Origin of the sequence: Jeotgalibacillus salarius, from assembly GCF_004405125.1 — a bacterium.
In the GTDB taxonomy this organism is placed as follows: Bacteria; Bacillota; Bacilli; order Bacillales; family Jeotgalibacillaceae; genus Jeotgalibacillus; species Jeotgalibacillus salarius.
The window spans coordinates 168,700-185,009 of the sequence record NZ_SORX01000002.1; the positions used below are offsets into that span (position 1 = coordinate 168,700).

General features: G+C 39.1%; 17 protein-coding genes. 13 read left to right on the forward strand and 4 right to left on the reverse strand.

Annotated elements, in window-relative coordinates; translation table 11 throughout:
• Positions 1 to 78: 78 nt before the first annotated feature.
• From E2626_RS03280 to E2626_RS03310, 7 genes are all read left to right on the forward strand, one after another.
• Positions 79 to 885, forward strand: coding sequence for an MIP/aquaporin family protein (locus E2626_RS03280; protein WP_134379642.1), 807 nt, complete (start codon positions 79 to 81; stop codon positions 883 to 885).
• A 13-nt stretch (positions 886 to 898) separates the two neighbouring features.
• Complete coding sequence (glpK, locus tag E2626_RS03285; protein ID WP_134379644.1) at positions 899 to 2,389, forward strand: glycerol kinase GlpK; 1,491 nt, start codon at positions 899 to 901, stop codon at positions 2,387 to 2,389.
• Positions 2,390 to 2,575: 186 nt separating this feature from the next.
• Positions 2,576 to 4,237: a glycerol-3-phosphate dehydrogenase/oxidase gene (locus E2626_RS03290; RefSeq protein ID WP_134379646.1), complete on the forward strand. Its 1,662-nt coding sequence runs from the start codon at positions 2,576 to 2,578 to the stop codon at positions 4,235 to 4,237.
• A 20-nt stretch (positions 4,238 to 4,257) separates the two neighbouring features.
• A complete protein-coding gene (locus tag E2626_RS03295) occupies positions 4,258 to 5,187 on the forward strand; it encodes an alpha/beta fold hydrolase (RefSeq protein WP_134379648.1) in 930 nt (309 codons plus the stop codon).
• Positions 5,184 to 6,101 (forward strand): tRNA (adenosine(37)-N6)-dimethylallyltransferase MiaA, encoded by a 918-nt coding sequence (gene miaA, locus E2626_RS03300; protein WP_134379650.1) that lies wholly within the window; start codon positions 5,184 to 5,186, stop codon positions 6,099 to 6,101. Before E2626_RS03295 ends, miaA begins: the two co-directional genes overlap by 4 nt.
• A 48-nt stretch (positions 6,102 to 6,149) precedes the next feature.
• A complete protein-coding gene (hfq, locus tag E2626_RS03305; protein ID WP_134379652.1) occupies positions 6,150 to 6,380 on the forward strand; it encodes an RNA chaperone Hfq in 231 nt (76 codons plus the stop codon).
• Positions 6,381 to 6,491: 111 nt separating this feature from the next.
• Positions 6,492 to 7,382, forward strand: a complete 891-nt coding sequence (locus E2626_RS03310) for an AAA family ATPase (protein WP_134379654.1) — start codon at positions 6,492 to 6,494, stop codon at positions 7,380 to 7,382.
• 17 nt (positions 7,383 to 7,399) lie between these two features.
• Here the strand turns inward: E2626_RS03310 and E2626_RS03315 are convergent, their stop codons facing one another.
• Complete coding sequence (locus E2626_RS03315; RefSeq protein ID WP_134379656.1) at positions 7,400 to 8,005, reverse strand: trimeric intracellular cation channel family protein; 606 nt, start codon at positions 8,003 to 8,005, stop codon at positions 7,400 to 7,402.
• Positions 8,006 to 8,122: 117 nt separating this feature from the next.
• Here E2626_RS03315 and hflX point away from each other — a divergent pair, with 117 nt between their 5' ends.
• From hflX to glnA, 4 genes are all read left to right on the forward strand, one after another.
• Positions 8,123 to 9,361, forward strand: coding sequence for a GTPase HflX (gene hflX / locus E2626_RS03320; protein WP_134379658.1), 1,239 nt, complete (start codon positions 8,123 to 8,125; stop codon positions 9,359 to 9,361).
• A gap of 16 nt (positions 9,362 to 9,377) precedes the next feature.
• On the forward strand, positions 9,378 to 10,631 hold the full coding sequence (locus tag E2626_RS03325) for a methionine gamma-lyase family protein (protein ID WP_134379660.1): 1,254 nt from the start codon (positions 9,378 to 9,380) through the stop codon (positions 10,629 to 10,631).
• 335 nt (positions 10,632 to 10,966) lie between these two features.
• On the forward strand, positions 10,967 to 11,353 hold the full coding sequence (locus E2626_RS03330; protein ID WP_134379662.1) for a MerR family transcriptional regulator: 387 nt from the start codon (positions 10,967 to 10,969) through the stop codon (positions 11,351 to 11,353).
• 29 nt (positions 11,354 to 11,382) lie between these two features.
• A complete protein-coding gene (glnA, locus tag E2626_RS03335; protein WP_134379664.1) occupies positions 11,383 to 12,720 on the forward strand; it encodes a type I glutamate--ammonia ligase in 1,338 nt (445 codons plus the stop codon).
• A 116-nt stretch (positions 12,721 to 12,836) separates the two neighbouring features.
• Here the strand turns inward: glnA and E2626_RS03340 are convergent, their stop codons facing one another.
• Genes E2626_RS03340 through E2626_RS03350 form a run of 3 tightly spaced genes read right to left on the reverse strand, consistent with a single transcriptional unit; the run spans position 12,837 to position 15,448 of the window.
• The gene (locus E2626_RS03340) at positions 12,837 to 14,009 is read right to left on the reverse strand and encodes a tyrosine-type recombinase/integrase (protein WP_134379666.1); all 1,173 of its coding nucleotides are present in this window, start codon (positions 14,007 to 14,009) and stop codon (positions 12,837 to 12,839) included.
• 19 nt (positions 14,010 to 14,028) lie between these two features.
• Positions 14,029 to 15,108, reverse strand: a complete 1,080-nt coding sequence (locus tag E2626_RS03345) for an ImmA/IrrE family metallo-endopeptidase (protein WP_166786720.1) — start codon at positions 15,106 to 15,108, stop codon at positions 14,029 to 14,031.
• Positions 15,092 to 15,448 carry a helix-turn-helix domain-containing protein gene (locus E2626_RS03350; RefSeq protein ID WP_134379670.1) on the reverse strand — a complete coding sequence of 119 codons (357 nt, stop codon included), beginning with the start codon at positions 15,446 to 15,448 and terminating at the stop codon, positions 15,092 to 15,094. Before E2626_RS03350 ends, E2626_RS03345 begins: the two co-directional genes overlap by 17 nt.
• A gap of 380 nt (positions 15,449 to 15,828) precedes the next feature.
• On the opposite strand from E2626_RS03350, the gene E2626_RS03355 reads away from it, so the two are divergent.
• Together E2626_RS03355 and E2626_RS03360 are read left to right on the forward strand one after the other, a co-directional pair.
• Complete coding sequence (locus tag E2626_RS03355) at positions 15,829 to 16,026, forward strand: helix-turn-helix domain-containing protein (protein ID WP_134379672.1); 198 nt, start codon at positions 15,829 to 15,831, stop codon at positions 16,024 to 16,026.
• A 23-nt stretch (positions 16,027 to 16,049) separates the two neighbouring features.
• A complete protein-coding gene (locus tag E2626_RS03360; protein WP_244094245.1) occupies positions 16,050 to 16,310 on the forward strand; it encodes a group-specific protein in 261 nt (86 codons plus the stop codon).

A 16,310-nucleotide genomic window follows, 5' to 3' on the forward strand; every position in this document is an offset into this window, starting at 1 on the left:
ACTCACAGATCCTACGCTAAATACAGGGAGGATTCTGTGGGTCTTTTTATTTTCCGGGAATAAGGAGGAAGATCAGGAATGAATGAGTACATCGCGGAAGTAATCGGAACAGCAATTCTGATCTTATTTGGTGGCGGCGTTGTGGCAAATGTGAGTCTCAAGAAGTCGTTGGCTGAAGGTGCCGGCTGGGTTGCAATCGCATTTGGCTGGGGACTTGGTGTGGCAATGGGTGTTTATGCAGTAGGGCAATTCAGTGGGGCGCATTTGAATCCTGCAGTAACACTTGGTCTTGCATTTAATGGAGATTTTGAGTGGCTGAAAGTACCTGGCTACATAGTGGCCCAGATTATTGGTGCGTTCATTGGTGCAGTACTTGTCTGGTTGCATTTTCTTCCACATTGGAAAGTGACTGAAGATCAGGGAGCTAAGCTCGGCGTGTTTTCAACCGGTCCGGCTATTCCACACAACTTCTCAAATCTATTAAGTGAAATTATCGGTACATTTATTTTGGTGCTGGGTATTTTATTCATTGGCGCAAATGATTTCACTGAAGGGTTGAACCCGTTCATTGTAGGTATGCTCATTGTGGCAATCGGGTTTTCGTTAGGTGGAACAACAGGTTATGCCATTAACCCGGCGCGTGACCTTGGACCGAGAATTGCTCATTTTGTTTTACCGATCAGCGGGAAGGGTAATTCTAACTGGGGATACAGTTGGATACCGATACTCGGACCAGTGCTTGGCGGTTCATTTGGAGGATTGTTTTACAGATATATATTCTCCGGAGAACTTCATATAATGTTTTGGATTATGGCGGCAGTCGTTCTTCTTTGTCTGTTTGCTGCACACTTAGTTGATAAAAAGAAAACATCTTTAATTCAATAAGGAGGAGATCATAATGGAGAAATTTATTTTATCGTTAGACCAGGGTACAACAAGTTCAAGGGCAATTCTGTTTAACAAAAAAGGTGAAATTGTAAAAATAGCACAAAAAGAATTTGAACAGATTTTCCCTAAGCCGGGCTGGGTCGAACATAATGCAAATGAAATCTGGGGCTCTATCTTATCAGTTATTGCATCATTGTTATCAGAGGCAGAAGTGAAACCGGATCAGATTGAAGGCATTGGAATCACGAATCAGCGTGAAACAGCTGTAGTTTGGGATAAACATACCGGCATACCTGTATATAATGCAATTGTCTGGCAATCACGACAAACAGCTGATATTTGTAATGAGTTGAAAGAAAAAGGTCTGAATGATACTTTCAGAGATAAAACCGGCCTCCTGATCGATGCTTATTTCTCAGGAACAAAGGTGAAATGGATACTGGACAATGTGGATGGTGCTAGAGAAAAAGCTGAAAAAGGTGATCTGTTATTCGGTACGATTGACACCTGGCTGATCTGGAAGTTAACTGGCGGCGAAGCTCATGTTACTGATTATTCAAATGCATCAAGAACATTAATGTATAACATATATGATCTTGAATGGGACAAAGAATTACTTGAACATTTAACTGTACCCGAATCGATGCTTCCGGAAGTTAAAGCGTCGTCAGAAATTTACGGAAAAACCGCACCGCATCATTTCTTTGGAAAACAAATTCCGATTGCTGGTGCTGCCGGTGACCAGCAGGCTGCTATGTTCGGTCAAGCCTGCTACAAAGAAGGAATGGCGAAAAATACGTATGGTACAGGTTGCTTTATGCTGATGAACACAGGTGAAAAATCTGTAAAATCAGACAGCGGTCTGCTGACAACGCTTGCGTGGGGAATTGACGGTAAAGTTGAGTATGCACTCGAGGGAAGTATATTTGTTGCTGGAAGTGCGATTCAGTGGCTGCGCGACGGCTTGAGAATGTTAAAAACTGCAGCTGCAAGTGAAGACTATGCCAAGAGGGTTGATTCTACGGATGGCGTTTATGTTGTGCCTGCGTTCGTTGGTCTTGGAACACCATACTGGGACAGCGATGTCAGAGGTTCTGTATTCGGCTTAACCCGTGGTACTTCAAAAGAACATTTTGTCCGTGCAGTATTGGAAAGTCTTGCTTATCAGACAAAAGATGTTCTGGATGCAATGGAAAAAGATTCAGGAATTAAGCTGAAGAAGCTGCGTGTTGACGGTGGGGCAGTTCAGAATGACTTCCTGATGCAATTTCAAAGTGATCTTTTGAATGTACCGGTTGAACGTCCTGTTGTAAGTGAGACAACTGCACTTGGAGCTGCGTATCTTGCGGGTCTCGCGGTTGGATTCTGGGAAAGTAAAGAAGAAATCGCAGAAATGTGGAAAACTGATAAAGAGTTTGATCCTGCGATGGATACTGAAAACAGTGATCAGCTTTATAAAGGTTGGCAAAAAGCAGTAAAGGCAGCTCAAGCTTTTAAATAAACCTCTAAATATGATATAGTAGAGTCAAGTTAATACATGGGGTAGAGAGCAGAGAGGCCTGGATTCATTATGAGACATTTCATATATGGATTCAGTCTCTCTTTTTTTACTTCTTACAAATATTACTAATGCAAAGGTATTGGAATTAAAACCCTGAGTTAATAAGGAATAATAGGAGGATACAAAATGAACTTTTCAAGTGTAAGCAGATCAGAAAAACTTAAAAAGATGTCAGAAGAAGTCTATGACCTCGTCATAATCGGGGGAGGAATCACCGGAGCGGGCATCGCACTTGATGCTGTCACACGGGGCATGAAAGTTGCTGTTATTGAGATGCAGGACTTTGCAGGAGGCACATCAAGCCGTTCGACCAAACTGGTTCACGGCGGACTCCGCTATTTAAAGCAATTTGAAGTAAAGCTTGTAGCGGAGGTTGGTAAAGAGAGAGCAATCGTATTTGAAAATGCCCCTCACGTAACGTCACCTGAATGGATGATGCTGCCGATTCATAAAGGCGGTACTTTCGGTAAGTTTTCTACTTCTGTGGGTCTGAGGGTATACGATTATTTGGCAGGTGTTAAAAAACATGAACGCAGAAAAATGCTAAGTCCTGCCGAGGCATCTGAAAAAGAACCTCTGGTTAAAAAAGAGGGTCTAAAAGGTGCAGGGTATTATGTAGAATACCGTACAGATGATGCTAGACTTACATTGGAGATTATTAAAAAAGCAGTTGAAAACGGTGCGGATTTCATTAACTATGTGAAAGCTGAACGTTTCACATACGACCAAAAGAAAGTTTCAGGTGTTGAGGTTAAAGATCAGCTGGATGGATCAACACAGACAATAATGGGTAGAAAAGTGATTAATGCTTCAGGACCCTGGGTTGATATTGTCAGAAACAAAGACTACTCAACAAATGACAAAGAGCTTCAGCTGACAAAGGGTGTTCACATTGTCCTTGATCAGTCAGTATTCCCTTTAAATCAGGCGCTTTATTTCGACACACCTGACGGAAGAATGATGTTTGCGATCCCGAGAGATGGAAAAGCCTATATAGGGACCACTGATACATTTTATGGGAATGAAAAAGATACGGCTAATCCAAAAATGACGCTTGAAGATCAACAGTATCTTTTAGATGCCATCAATTATATGTTCCCGGAAGTACATGTAACTGAAGAACAAGTGGAATCAAGCTGGGCCGGTGTTCGTCCGTTAATTTTCGAAAAAGGGAAAGACCCATCTGAAATCTCCCGTAAAGATGAAGTGTGGGAACACGACAGTGGCTTGATTACAATTGCCGGCGGTAAACTGACGGGATATCGTAAAATGGCTGAACATGTAGTAGATCTGGCTTCTGAACGCTTGAAAAAAGAAGTAAAAAAATCGTTTTCAAAATGTAAAACTGTTCATATGCCTCTATCTGGAGCTGAGTTTGGCGGGTCAGCGAACTACGATCAGTTTGTCGACCAAAAAGCGAAAGAAGCAGTTCAATATGGTCTGACTGAATCTGAAGGTAGAAAGATTGCTGCATTTTACGGCTCTAATACTGACAAATTGTATACTCTTGCACATGCTGCAAAAGGAATGCAGCTTGAGTATCCGATGACACCATCGCTTTACGCAGAAGTCGTTTATGCGATTCAGGAGGAAATGACTGTAAAGCCGGTCGACTTCTTCATCAGAAGAACAGGACGTTTATTCTTTGATATAAATGCTGTGCACCTGCAGAAGGAAGTTGTGTTAAAATTAATGCAAAACCTGTTAGGCTGGGATGAATCAACTTATCAGACATATCAGGTAGAGCTTGAAAAAGAACTTCGTGATGCAGTTGCACCGGTTAAATAAAGAATATCTGAGGTGGTTAAATGAAAGAGTCATTTTACACCAGAACAACAGACGGCAAGGAATTGTATACAGTTTTTTGGACATCTGAACAAAATTTTATTAAAGGCGCAATACAGCTCTGTCATGGGATGGCAGAGCATATTGGCCGTTACGAAGACATTGCATCTGTATTAAACCAGAATGGCTATCATGTGATTGGTCACGATTGCAGAGGTCATGGAGAAACAGCAGCATTAACCGGTGAATTTGGTGACTATGGAACTCACACTGACTTTACCAGGTTGGCCGATGATGTAATCGAAGTTCGTGACCAATGTTTAAGTAATGAGTTGCCTGTTTATTTATTTGGTCACAGCATGGGGTCATTTATCGCAAGAAGGGTCATTCAACTATATTCAGATGCTTATGAAGGCGTTGTGCTATCAGGCACAAACGGTCCTCTTGGATTATTGGGTGTTCCGGCAACGATACTGGCTTCAGTCCTAAGTGCTTATCAGCCAAAAGGCAAAGCAGAATTGTTGAACAAACTATCTTTTGGGAGTTATAACAATTCATTTCCCGATTCAAATACACCATTTGACTGGTTATCGTCCAATGAAGCAGCTGTAAAACAATATATAGATGACCCTAAGTGTGGATTTGTTTCAACAAACAGATTTTATAAAGTGTTATTTAAAGGTATAGACATGATCTACAACAAAAAAGAAATCAACCAAATAAGAAAAGAACTGCCAATCTTATTTTTGAGTGGTAAAAATGATCCGGTTGGAGACTTTGGAAAAGGTGTATTTAAATCTGCTCAACTGTATACAAACGCAGGCATTCAATCAGTCGATGTTTATTTATACGAAAATGGGCGTCACGAAATGTTAAATGAAATAAATGCAAACAGCGTAATTGATGATTTGTTGTATTGGTTAAATGTAAAAAAACAGGCAGGGGTAAAATGAAAAAAAAAGTCGTTGTAATAGCAGGACCTACAGCTGTTGGTAAAACTGAACTGAGTATCCTGTTATCAAAAAGAATAAACGGGGAAGTCATTAATGGGGATGCAATGCAGGTGTATAAAGGTCTTGATATAGGTACTGCAAAGATTACACCTGAAGAAATGCATGGCATACCTCATCATTTGTTTGATATAAAAGAACCTGATCAAACATTTTCTGCAGCAGAATATCAACATGCAGTCAGAGTAAAGATTGATGAAGTTCATACGCGTGGAGCAATTCCTGTGCTGACAGGAGGAACTGGACTTTACATTCAATCAGTATTATACGATTATCATTTTTCTGAAAAAGGAAAAGATGAATCGGTCAGGGCTAAGCTGGAAGCAGAAAATGAAAATCAGGAAATTGATTTGCATAAAAGGCTGGCTGAGTTAGACAGTGATTCAGCATCTGCTATTCATCCAAATAACATTAGACGGGTGATCAGAGCACTTGAAATCATTGAAACGACCGGTATGACCCCGGCAGAGCTGAAAGCTTCACAAAAGGCTGAATCAATTTATGATCATACGTTAATTGGCCTGGATATGGATCGCGATCTGCTTTATCAAAGAATTAATAAAAGAGTTGATCTCATGATTGAAGCAGGTCTGGAAGGAGAAGTCAGAAAACTTTATGATGCCGGCATTCGCAGTGTAACTTCTGTTCAGGCGATTGGTTATAAAGAATTTTACGACTATTTTGATGGTAAGCTCACATTTGAACAGACTCAAGATCAGATTAAGCAGAATTCAAGACGCTATGCTAAGAGGCAATTAACGTGGTTTCGCAACAAAATGACCTTTAATTGGTTTAACATGACTGAAAACAGAGAAAAAAAGATTAAGGAAATAATCGATTATCATGCAGGAATTTAGTAACAGAAGGCGAAAGTATAGAGACAGTCAATTTTAGGAGGCGCTCAGATGAAGCAAGCTGTTAATATTCAGGATCAGGTTTTAAATCAATTAAGAAAAGAAAGTACTTTTGTGACTGTATTTCTGCTTAATGGATTTCAAATCCGCGGACAAATTAAGGCATTTGACAGTTTTACGGTCATGCTTGAATCCGAAGGAAAACAACAATTGGTCTATAAGCATGCCATTTCAACATTTGTTCCATCAAAAAATGTATCAATCCAAACTGAAGCTGAATAAAAGTGCGCCAAATGGCGCGCTTTTTTCATTTATTACGGGTGAGTAAGCAATGATTCATTTACTCTGCATGTATTCATATAATCCCATATGGACATTCCTAAGGGGTGAATTATGAACGGTCAGGTTAAATATATCATTAGCCAGAAGCATTCATCTCATCGGATTGAAAGTGAAGAGTGGATGAAGGTTGAGGATGCATTTGAAAATTTCGTAGGTTTAGATCATATAAAAGACACGTTGAAGTCGATCGCTGCCTGGTCAGTGATAAATCGCAAACGTGAAGAATTTGGACTGAAGACTGAGCGGCAATCGCATCACATGTTGTTTTACGGAAATCCAGGGACCGGCAAAACAACCGCCGCACGAGTAATGGCAAATTTATTAAAAGAATTAAAGATCCTCGAAAAAGGACAGCTGATTGAAGCTGAAAGAGCTGATCTTGTTGGAGAATATATTGGACATACCGCACTTAAAACGAGAGAGCTCATTAAAAAAGCCGAAGGTGGTATTCTTTTTATAGATGAAGCTTACTCATTATCCAGGGGTGGAGATAAAGACTTTGGCAGAGAAGCAATTGATACACTGGTGAAGCATATGGAAGATATGAATGGCAGATTCATTTGTGTATTGGCGGGATACAAACGTGAGATGAATGGATTTCTTAGAATGAACACCGGTTTGAGAAGCCGCTTTTCACATATTTTATACTTTCCGGATTATCAATTAAAAGAATTGAATAAAATTGCGATTAATATGTTCAGGGATAAAGAATACCAGCTCTCTAAGAATGCTAACAATCGCCTGTTAACGATTATGAGGGAAATGGACGGAATTAATGGAAACGGGAGGTTTGTGCGAAATATTATTGAATTTATAATCAGAGCTCAAGCCGTTCGTCTATTAAAAGTTGAATCCCTAACAAAAAAAGATTGCATACTGATTTCAGAGGAAGATGTAATAAAGGGGGTTGAGGAATTCAAAAAAGAAAAGCAGGACATCTGAAGATATCCTGCTTCCGGTTATGCCGGATGGATAGACTTAAACGGCAGTCTCCACTTATAGATATAAGATAATATGCGAAGTGTAGTGGTTAATATAAATAAGATATATAAATGCCATGGTTCTGACGCGATTCCTAGCCCTACAGCAGCGCCTGCCAGAATGGCCCATACAGCATAAATTTCTGATCTTAGTACGAGTGGTTTTCTTCCGGCGAGCAGATCACGTATAATACCGCCGCCACTGCCTGTGAGAACTGCTGCAACAATTACAGCACTTAATGGATGATTCATTTCAACTGCGTAGATTGCTCCCTGGATCGCAAATGCTGCGAGCCCCATTGCATCAAATATATTGCCCCAACGCTTCCAGTGTTTTAATAAATTATGAGGAAATAAAAAAACGGCTGTAATCGACAACAGTGCGATTTGAAAAAACATCCCCTGTTCCCATAGAGCAGAGACAGGAACACCGATTAACAAGTTTCTGATCGCGCCACCGCCAAAAGCGGTCACGATACCTAATATATAGACTCCTAATATGTCATACTCTTCCTCCATTGCGATAATCGCGCCGGATATTGCGAAAGCAATTGTGCCAATCATACTTAGTACTTCCCAGGTCAACGATCATCATCCTGCCTTCCCCTTGAATTGAACCAAAGATGATTGTATCATGAATCGAACGCAATTCAATCTTCAACATTCAAATCTTTTTGATAAAAATTACAGTAGAAAGCAGTGATGCGATTGGATATCAAAATGGAAAAAGCGATTTTAGTCGGAGTGAACACTGATAAGGCAGTTCAGGATTTTAATGAATCGATGAGTGAACTGAACGCACTATCTGAAACTGCCGGCGCACAGCCGGTTTTAGAAGTCATTCAAAATATGGATAAAGTACATCCTGCAACGTATATCGGGAAAGGAAAACTGGAAGAACTTTCGACAGCTGTTGAAGAATTTGAACCGGACCTGATTATTTTCAACAGTGAATTATCGCCAAGTCAAAATAGAAACTTATCTGAAGTGCTTGAAGCGCGGGTGATCGATCGGACTCAACTGATTCTTGATATTTTTGCGCAGCGAGCACGATCAAAAGAAGGAAAGCTGCAAGTGCAGCTCGCTCAACTTGAGTACATGCTCCCAAGACTCGGGGGACAGGGGGTTGAACTCTCAAGACTTGGAGGAGGCATCGGTACAAGAGGACCGGGTGAAACGAAACTGGAAACAGACCGCCGTCATATCAGAAGAGAAATAAGAGAGATTAAAAAAAGGCTCGAACAAGTTGTCAGGCATCGTGCAATTTACAGAGAAAGACGTAAACAGAATCAGGCTTTTCAAATCGCGTTAATTGGGTACACAAACGCTGGTAAATCAACGCTTTTTAATTTGCTTGCCAACGCAGATACACATGAAGAGAATAAGCTTTTCGCTACTTTGGATCCACTTTCAAGAAAGTGTGTGCTTCCAAGTGGTTTTGAGACGATTATTACTGACACTGTAGGATTTATAAAAGATTTGCCAACTTCATTAATAGCATCTTTCAGATCCACACTTGAAGAAGTAAAAGAAGCCGATTTTTTGCTGCACATTGTGGACTCTTCACATCCTAATCACGCAGAACACGAAAAGACAGTTAAAAAATTGTTGAGTGATCTCGACATGGATCAAATTCCAAGAATGACGGTTTATAATAAAGAAGATTTATTGACTGAAGATTTTGTTGCTGATCGCACCGATCCATTCGTTTTAATGAGTGCAGTGAAAAAAGAAGATAAAAAAGTACTGTCAGAGATTGAGAAAGAAGTTAAACATTTGTTAAAACCCTACAGCATGATGATCTCTTCAGATGATGGAAAAGTACTGGCTCAATTAAAAAACGAGAGCATGTTAACAAAGCTGGAATTTGTTGAAGAGAATGAAAGTTATATTGCTGAAGGATATATCAGCGCAGATCATCCGCTTGCCGGGAAAATATAATTCAGGAGAAATATAAATGAGTATAAATTCGTACGATACTGAAGAAATGAATACTTTAAATAAAAAAATAGAAAATAAAATAGCATGGCGTCATAGGGAAATCGAAGGCACTGCTGAATTTAATCAGTTAAAAGTACTGAATGCTTTTAAAAAAAATAAAATTAGCGACAGTCATTTCAACCCTACCACAGGATATGGTTATGATGATCACGGCAGAGATGCACTCGAAGCGGTTTATGCTGACACGTTCAAAGCTGATGCTGCTTTAGTCCGGCCTCAGATCATTTCTGGTACACACGCGATTAATATTGCTTTGTTCGGCACTTTGAGACCTGGAGATGAATTACATTATATAACCGGAAAACCGTATGATACGCTTGAAGAAATTATCGGGATAAGAGGCACTAATAATGGTTCATTGAAAGACTTTGGCATTCACTACAAACAGACAGATCTCCTGAATGATGATATTGACATTGATTCTGTTCTGGCAAACATGTCTGATAAAACAAAAGTTGTAGGTATTCAACGTTCGAAAGGTTATGCTGTGAGACCGTCTTTTACAATAAATAAAATAAAGAAAATCATTGCTGAAATCAAATCGATTTATCCGAATGTCATCATTTTTGTTGATAATTGTTATGGGGAATTTGTTGAATCAGAAGAACCAATTGAAGCAGGTGCCGATTTAATTGCGGGTTCTCTCATAAAAAACCCGGGTGGAGGGCTTGCTAAAACAGGTGGATACCTGGCAGGTAGACAGGACTTAATTGACCTTTGTGCTTTTCGTATGACTTCTCCAGGAATTGGTGCGGAAGCAGGTGCCAGTTTATATTCACTGCAGGAGATGTATCAGGGATTCTTTCTTGCTCCGCACGTCGTCAGCCAAGCATTAAAAGGTGCGGTTTTTACCTCTGCATTATTAGAAGAAGCAGGAATGAAAACCACTCCGTCGTGGGATGAATACAGAACGGATTTAATTCAGGCAGTTGAATTTCATGATCGGGCTAAGATGATTGCTTTTTGTCAGGGTGTGCAGGAGTTTTCTCCTATTAATGCAAATTTCACTCCGCATCCTGATTACATGCCCGGTTATGAGGATGATGTGATTATGGCTGCAGGAACTTTTGTGCAGGGTTCAAGTATAGAACTGTCTGCTGATGGCCCTTTAAGACCGCCGTTCGCCGCCTATATACAAGGCGGACTGACTTATGAGCATGTCAAAATAGCAATTACTGGAGCATTGAAAAAAATGAATAATAATTTATGAAAAAATCTAAACGGGACTTGATGTGTTCCGTTTTTTTATATTACCGATGTTAGAGCATCATCACTGGAATCGGAAATGGGTGATTTCGGCAGAAGGAATCTGAGGGGTCTCACCACAGGCATACCGATGCGGAAAACTTTAGCTGACTTTAACATAGCCAATGTATTAAATTGAATAAAAATAATTTAATTTTAGAAAATATGCATAAATCGTTGTAAAAAGGGAAGAAAATAATAGTCAAGACAAATTCATGTTATAAAACCTAACATGTAGTTGACAGAAAATTTAACATGATATATAGTTAAATTGTCGACAGGCAAGAAAGGGGTTATATGATGGGCAGTGATATTAGACGCAGCATGCCTCTTTTTCCTATAGGAACAGTCATGCAGCTGGCCGATTTAACCGCCCGTCAGATTCGCTACTATGAAGAGCACGGTTTAATTGCTCCGGCCAGAACGGAAGGTAATCGCCGCCTCTTTTCATTAAATGATATTGACAAATTACTTGAGATTAAAGACCTTCTCGAGCAAGGTGTGAATATGGCTGGAATTAAGCGGATCCTGGGGGATGGCACAGAAGCCAATTCAGATCGACCTGCTAAAAAGCCTGACTTATCAGAAAACGACCTTAGAAAACTGTTAAAACAGGAAATGATGGGTAATGGTAAGTACAGCAAAACCAATTTAAGAGCGGGAGACCTATCCAGGTTTTTCCGTTAAATAATTACATACAACAGGAGGAGTTATTAATGAGCACGTATTCAAGAGAAGATATTATGAAAATGGCTAAGAAACAGAATGTGAATTTCATCAGACTTCAGTTTACAGACATTCTTGGTACAATTAAGAACGTTGAAATTCCTGTAAGCCAGTTAGAAAAAGCACTAGATAACAAAATGATGTTCGATGGTTCTTCTATTGAAGGTTTCGTTCGTATTGAAGAATCAGATATGTATTTGTTCCCGGATCTTGACACTTGGGTTGTTTTCCCTTGGACAGCTGGAGGAGATGGTAAGGTCGCCCGTTTGATCTGTGACATTTACAATCCGGATGGTACTCCATTCGATGGAGATCCACGAAACAACTTAAAGCGTGTACTGACTGAAATGGAAGAGTTAGGATTTACTGATTTCAACTTAGGGCCTGAGCCGGAATTCTTCCTGTTCAAACTCGATGTTAATGGAGAGCCTACGCTTGAACTGAATGATAAGGGTGGTTATTTTGACCTTGCACCTACAGATCTTGGAGAAAACTGCCGACGTGATATCGTAATTGAGCTTGAAAAAATGGGCTTTGAAATTGAAGCGTCTCACCATGAAGTTGCTCCGGGACAGCATGAAATTGATTTTAAATATGCTGATGCAGTATCTGCATGTGACGATATTCAAACGTTTAAGCTTGTAGTTAAAACAATTGCGAGAAAGCACGGTCTTCATGCAACATTCATGCCTAAACCATTATTCGGTGTTAACGGATCAGGTATGCACTTTAACATGTCACTGTTTACAGAAGGTAAAAACTCATTCTTTGATGAAAATGCTGATAAACAGCTAAGTGAAACAATGAAGCAGTTTATGGCCGGCATTCTAAATCATGCTTCAGGCTTTACAGCAGTTACAAATCCGACTGTAAACTCTTATAAGCGTCTTGTACCAGGCTATGAAGCGCCTTGTTATATTGCATGGTCTGCAAGAAACCGCAGTCCTCTGGTACGTATTCCGGCATCACGTGGAATGAGTACGCGAGTTGAAGTTCGTTCTGTTGATCCATCTGCTAACCCATACCTTGCTATGGCAGTAATGCTTAAAGCAGGTCTGGATGGTATTAAGAACAACATGACTCCACCAGAATCGATTGACCGAAACATTTATGTAATGGATAAGCAGGAACGTGAAGCAGCAGGAATCAAAGATCTTCCTGGCACACTTTTTGCAGCACTTGAAGAGTTGAAGAATGACCAGGTTATTATTGACGGCCTCGGTGAACACATCTTCGAACACTTTGTAGAGGCAAAAGAAATAGAGTGGGATATGTTCCGCACACAGGTTCACCCATGGGAGAGAGAACAGTATTTAGAAATGTATTAAGAGTTTTGACCCTCGAGCCACAAGGCTTTGGGGTTTTTCTTTTTGTGGGCATTAATGCATTTGAAAAGATACATAATGACGTTGCCCACAATTTGCCCACATGATACAGTAAAAAATTAATCGAGGATGTCTTTAGCGTATGCTTCAAAACGGTCCATCGATTCTGTTTCAATTCGTTTACTGATGTGGGCGTACACCTGACTTGTTATTTGCTCGCTGTCATGTCCTAAACGTTCCTGGATATATTTCATGCTCGCACCGGCTTCCATTTGTAAAACAACGTGTGTGTGACGCAGGGAATGTATGCGCAGTTTAGGAAGTTCTGAACGCTTCAGTATTCTTTCAAATGCATTGAACAAGCTGCTCTTTGGCATAATGTCTCCGTCATTTCTGCAGAACACCAGGTTAATATCATGACGGTACAATTCTTTTAAGGCGAGTTTATTTTGGTTCTGCCATTTCATATGGAAGTGAAGGTCATTAATTAAACTTTTCCGAATCGTAACCACTCTACTGGACTTGTAGGTTTTTGGATCGCCGAATAACTCTTCATCAGGCTTAGCATCGAAATCAAGGGTTTTATTGATATTGATCGTGCCAGCTTTTAGATCTATGTCAGTCCATTGGAGGGCAGCTGCTTCACCTTTACGCATGCCAGTTTCAATTAGCGTTTTAAAGAAGATCCAATAGATGTAACCGTATTTATGAGCCTGTGTAAGAAACTCCGATATATCTCCGCTATCAATGAAATCTATTTCCTGCTTTTTGGTTTTACCTTTAATCACAGCATTCGTGCATGGGTTCTTTTTAATCTTTCCAATCATTTCAGCCTTGGCCAGTGCATTGTTCATGGTGGAATGGGTAATCTCAATCGTACGTTTTGAGTATTCATTCTCGTGTAAGCTATTTAAAAACTTTTGATACATCATCGGTGTGATTTTACTCAGCATTACATTTTTAAAGTAGGGGAGGATTCTCTTTTTAATACCTGTCTGGTGCGTAATCAGCGTATTCTTTCTCACGCTGTCTTTTTTATATTCAGTCAGCCAGTACTGGAGGTAGGCTTCAAGTGTCATATCCTCTGACTGATCATATCCTTCTTCAAGTTCAATTTTTCTTTTGTCAGCTGCAAGTATGGCCTCAGCTTTCGATGTGAAACCTCCACCGGTTGCTTCCCTGAATTTATTTTCAATGGGATCTTTATAACGTAACCGGTATTCCCATTTAGCACCACATGTGCAACGTTTTTTTCCAGTACATGTACAACCTCTCCGTCTGAAGCTAGCCATCTAATTACCTCCTTTATCTCTAAAATGGCAATTCATCTTCTGAAATATAAATTGGCGTATTATTAGAAGCAAATGGATCTTCTTTATTTCTTTCTGGAAATTTTATTTGCTCCCAGTTCACAAGTAAGCCGTTGTAGTAATAGGTTGATTGAGCACCGCAATAAGGACAAAACCTAATATTTGTTGGCATAGGATCATCAGTACATGACTGATCATGTAAGTTGTTTGTGCAGGTATTTAATAGATAAAATCCGCATGTAGAGCAATAATTCCCATTAATATTAATTTCTTCATTTTCACAACGAGGGCATGTGATAGGTTTGTGGTTCCCGTTTGTAGCATAGCCTGGGTATATCATGTCTGCATCTTCTCCTTTAATTAAATAGTTGTGAGAAATGTTTCCACTTCCACACACAACGCAATAGTTTGAATTCTTTATCGAAAAATTCATTTCACAATTATCGCAACGTTTGTTGTTATTAACTTTGTTTAAGAATCCAGAAAATTGTCTTCCAATTTTTGATGTTGTATTGTATGTTTTCCCCATTCTAAATCCATTGTCATAAAAATTGTATGTATTATTAGCAGCTTCTAAGCTGATCTTACATATATGAATAAGAGAATCTGTTGAAAAAACATTTAAATTTGTAACAGCAACTGGCGGTGCAAGAAGATTCCTTGCAAAACAATTTGCTTCTTTCTCATACATGTCATATTCTTCATCTGACAATCCTCCGCGACCTAGTATCGCTCGTTTAGATTTAGTATTATGTTTTAACATATAGTGGCCCAACTCATGAGCTATTGTCCATCTGATTCTTTCATTTGTATCAATATTTTCATTATAAAGTATCAAATAGCTATCGAATTGCTTTAAATAAAAGCAGCAACCTTCATCACTCCCCAGGTATTCAATGACTTCTTCAAGAGTCATTTCCCATTCTTTCGCATACCAAGAATATTTCTTAATTGTTAAATCATCGAAAAACTTATCCATTTTGCGCACTTTTACGGGTAATTCTTTAGTTTTTGCTATCGAGTGCAGTTCGATAGCAGCATTCTCAGCTTTCTTAAAGTTTGGTTTAAAAATCCTCTTCATCGTCATCGTCCTCTTCAAAAGCTTTAACGAATGTCAATTTCATCACCTGCATAAATCTTTTCTTTTCTTCATCTGACATTTTTTTGCGAGCTCTTTGAATTAAAAATAAATCATCATCATCGAAATCAACGTCATCGAATCTTTTCACTTCTGATCTACCTAACAAATAGTCAGTAGACACATTAAAGTAATCTGCTATTTTCTGAAGTCCTGCTGCATTAGGAACTTTCTTTTTCCATGAATAGAGTGAGTTTTTGCCAAAACCGAGACGCTCTTCGAGTTCAGTGATTGAAATTTTCTGTTCGTCTGCTAATTTTTTTACTCTATCAAATACTGTCATATCAACCATCCTTGTCGCTTATGACAACGATTTTAAACTTTTTTGTAGAAAATTGTTTGACATCTACATTAAAGTCTAATAAACTATGTTCATAAGCTAATCTATTAGCTAAATGAGTACAAAAATAACGACCTATACAAAATACATTACACGTTGGGGAACGGTTTAAATGTATGTTTCATCAGGCTTTTTATAGTCTTATTTAGCTATGTCTTGATTCTATATTAAAGTCTAAAATAGGTCAATACTTTTTGGGAAATTAGCTAATAAATTAGCTTTTATTTTAAAAGCGCTGTGATACCGAGCCAATGACGGTATGTCATAACTAATAGCTTATACACGACGGTAGCAACGTCAAACCGATGAATTGAGGTGCAATGATGTCAGAAGAATTAGGAATGAAAGTTCGATCAGAGTTATTTAAAAGAAAAATGAGCCAGAAGCAATTAGCAGATATGTTGGGTATTTCAAATGCTTATCTATCGGATATAATTCACGGCCGTAAAACCGGACCAAAAGCTCAGGAACATATTAAACACATTCAAAAGATCCTATCTATTCAACCAATTAAATCGTAGGTGAGGTGAATAAATTGGTAGAAGTGAAATTGAATCAAGAGTACATCGAATCTGAGTTTAAAAAGGAATTAAGTAAACGGCTTGACCAGTTAGAAGGACAAACACTTTTTTGGGATATGAATGAGCTGCTTCGACAAACTTGTATGAGCGTCAATTTTTTAAAAGAACACTTCTTATATGAAAAAGACTTTCCAAAATACCGTGTCGGTAAGAAGTGGGTATTCCCTGCAAAAGAAGTCAGTGAGTATCTGTTGGAACGGATCAAACAATATCCATATGAATAA

What these genes read in the sequence shown, in the direction of transcription:
- E2626_RS03325 (WP_134379660.1), top strand. Translation starts at nt 9,378, where the DNA reads ATGAGTATAAATTCGTACGATACTGAAGAAATGAATACTTTAAATAAA.
- E2626_RS03295 (WP_134379648.1), top strand. Translation starts at nt 4,258, where the DNA reads ATGAAAGAGTCATTTTACACCAGAACAACAGACGGCAAGGAATTGTAT.
- E2626_RS03340 (WP_134379666.1), bottom strand. Translation starts at nt 14,009, where the DNA reads ATGGCTAGCTTCAGACGGAGAGGTTGTACATGTACTGGAAAAAAACGT.
- E2626_RS03280 (WP_134379642.1), top strand. Translation starts at nt 79, where the DNA reads ATGAATGAGTACATCGCGGAAGTAATCGGAACAGCAATTCTGATCTTA.
- hfq (WP_134379652.1), top strand. Translation starts at nt 6,150, where the DNA reads ATGAAGCAAGCTGTTAATATTCAGGATCAGGTTTTAAATCAATTAAGA.
- E2626_RS03350 (WP_134379670.1), bottom strand. Translation starts at nt 15,448, where the DNA reads ATGACAGTATTTGATAGAGTAAAAAAATTAGCAGACGAACAGAAAATT.
- miaA (WP_134379650.1), top strand. Translation starts at nt 5,184, where the DNA reads ATGAAAAAAAAAGTCGTTGTAATAGCAGGACCTACAGCTGTTGGTAAA.
- hflX (WP_134379658.1), top strand. Translation starts at nt 8,123, where the DNA reads ATGCGATTGGATATCAAAATGGAAAAAGCGATTTTAGTCGGAGTGAAC.
- E2626_RS03310 (WP_134379654.1), top strand. Translation starts at nt 6,492, where the DNA reads ATGAACGGTCAGGTTAAATATATCATTAGCCAGAAGCATTCATCTCAT.
- E2626_RS03355 (WP_134379672.1), top strand. Translation starts at nt 15,829, where the DNA reads ATGTCAGAAGAATTAGGAATGAAAGTTCGATCAGAGTTATTTAAAAGA.
- glpK (WP_134379644.1), top strand. Translation starts at nt 899, where the DNA reads ATGGAGAAATTTATTTTATCGTTAGACCAGGGTACAACAAGTTCAAGG.
- E2626_RS03330 (WP_134379662.1), top strand. Translation starts at nt 10,967, where the DNA reads ATGGGCAGTGATATTAGACGCAGCATGCCTCTTTTTCCTATAGGAACA.
- E2626_RS03345 (WP_166786720.1), bottom strand. Translation starts at nt 15,108, where the DNA reads ATGAAGAGGATTTTTAAACCAAACTTTAAGAAAGCTGAGAATGCTGCT.
- glnA (WP_134379664.1), top strand. Translation starts at nt 11,383, where the DNA reads ATGAGCACGTATTCAAGAGAAGATATTATGAAAATGGCTAAGAAACAG.
- E2626_RS03290 (WP_134379646.1), top strand. Translation starts at nt 2,576, where the DNA reads ATGAACTTTTCAAGTGTAAGCAGATCAGAAAAACTTAAAAAGATGTCA.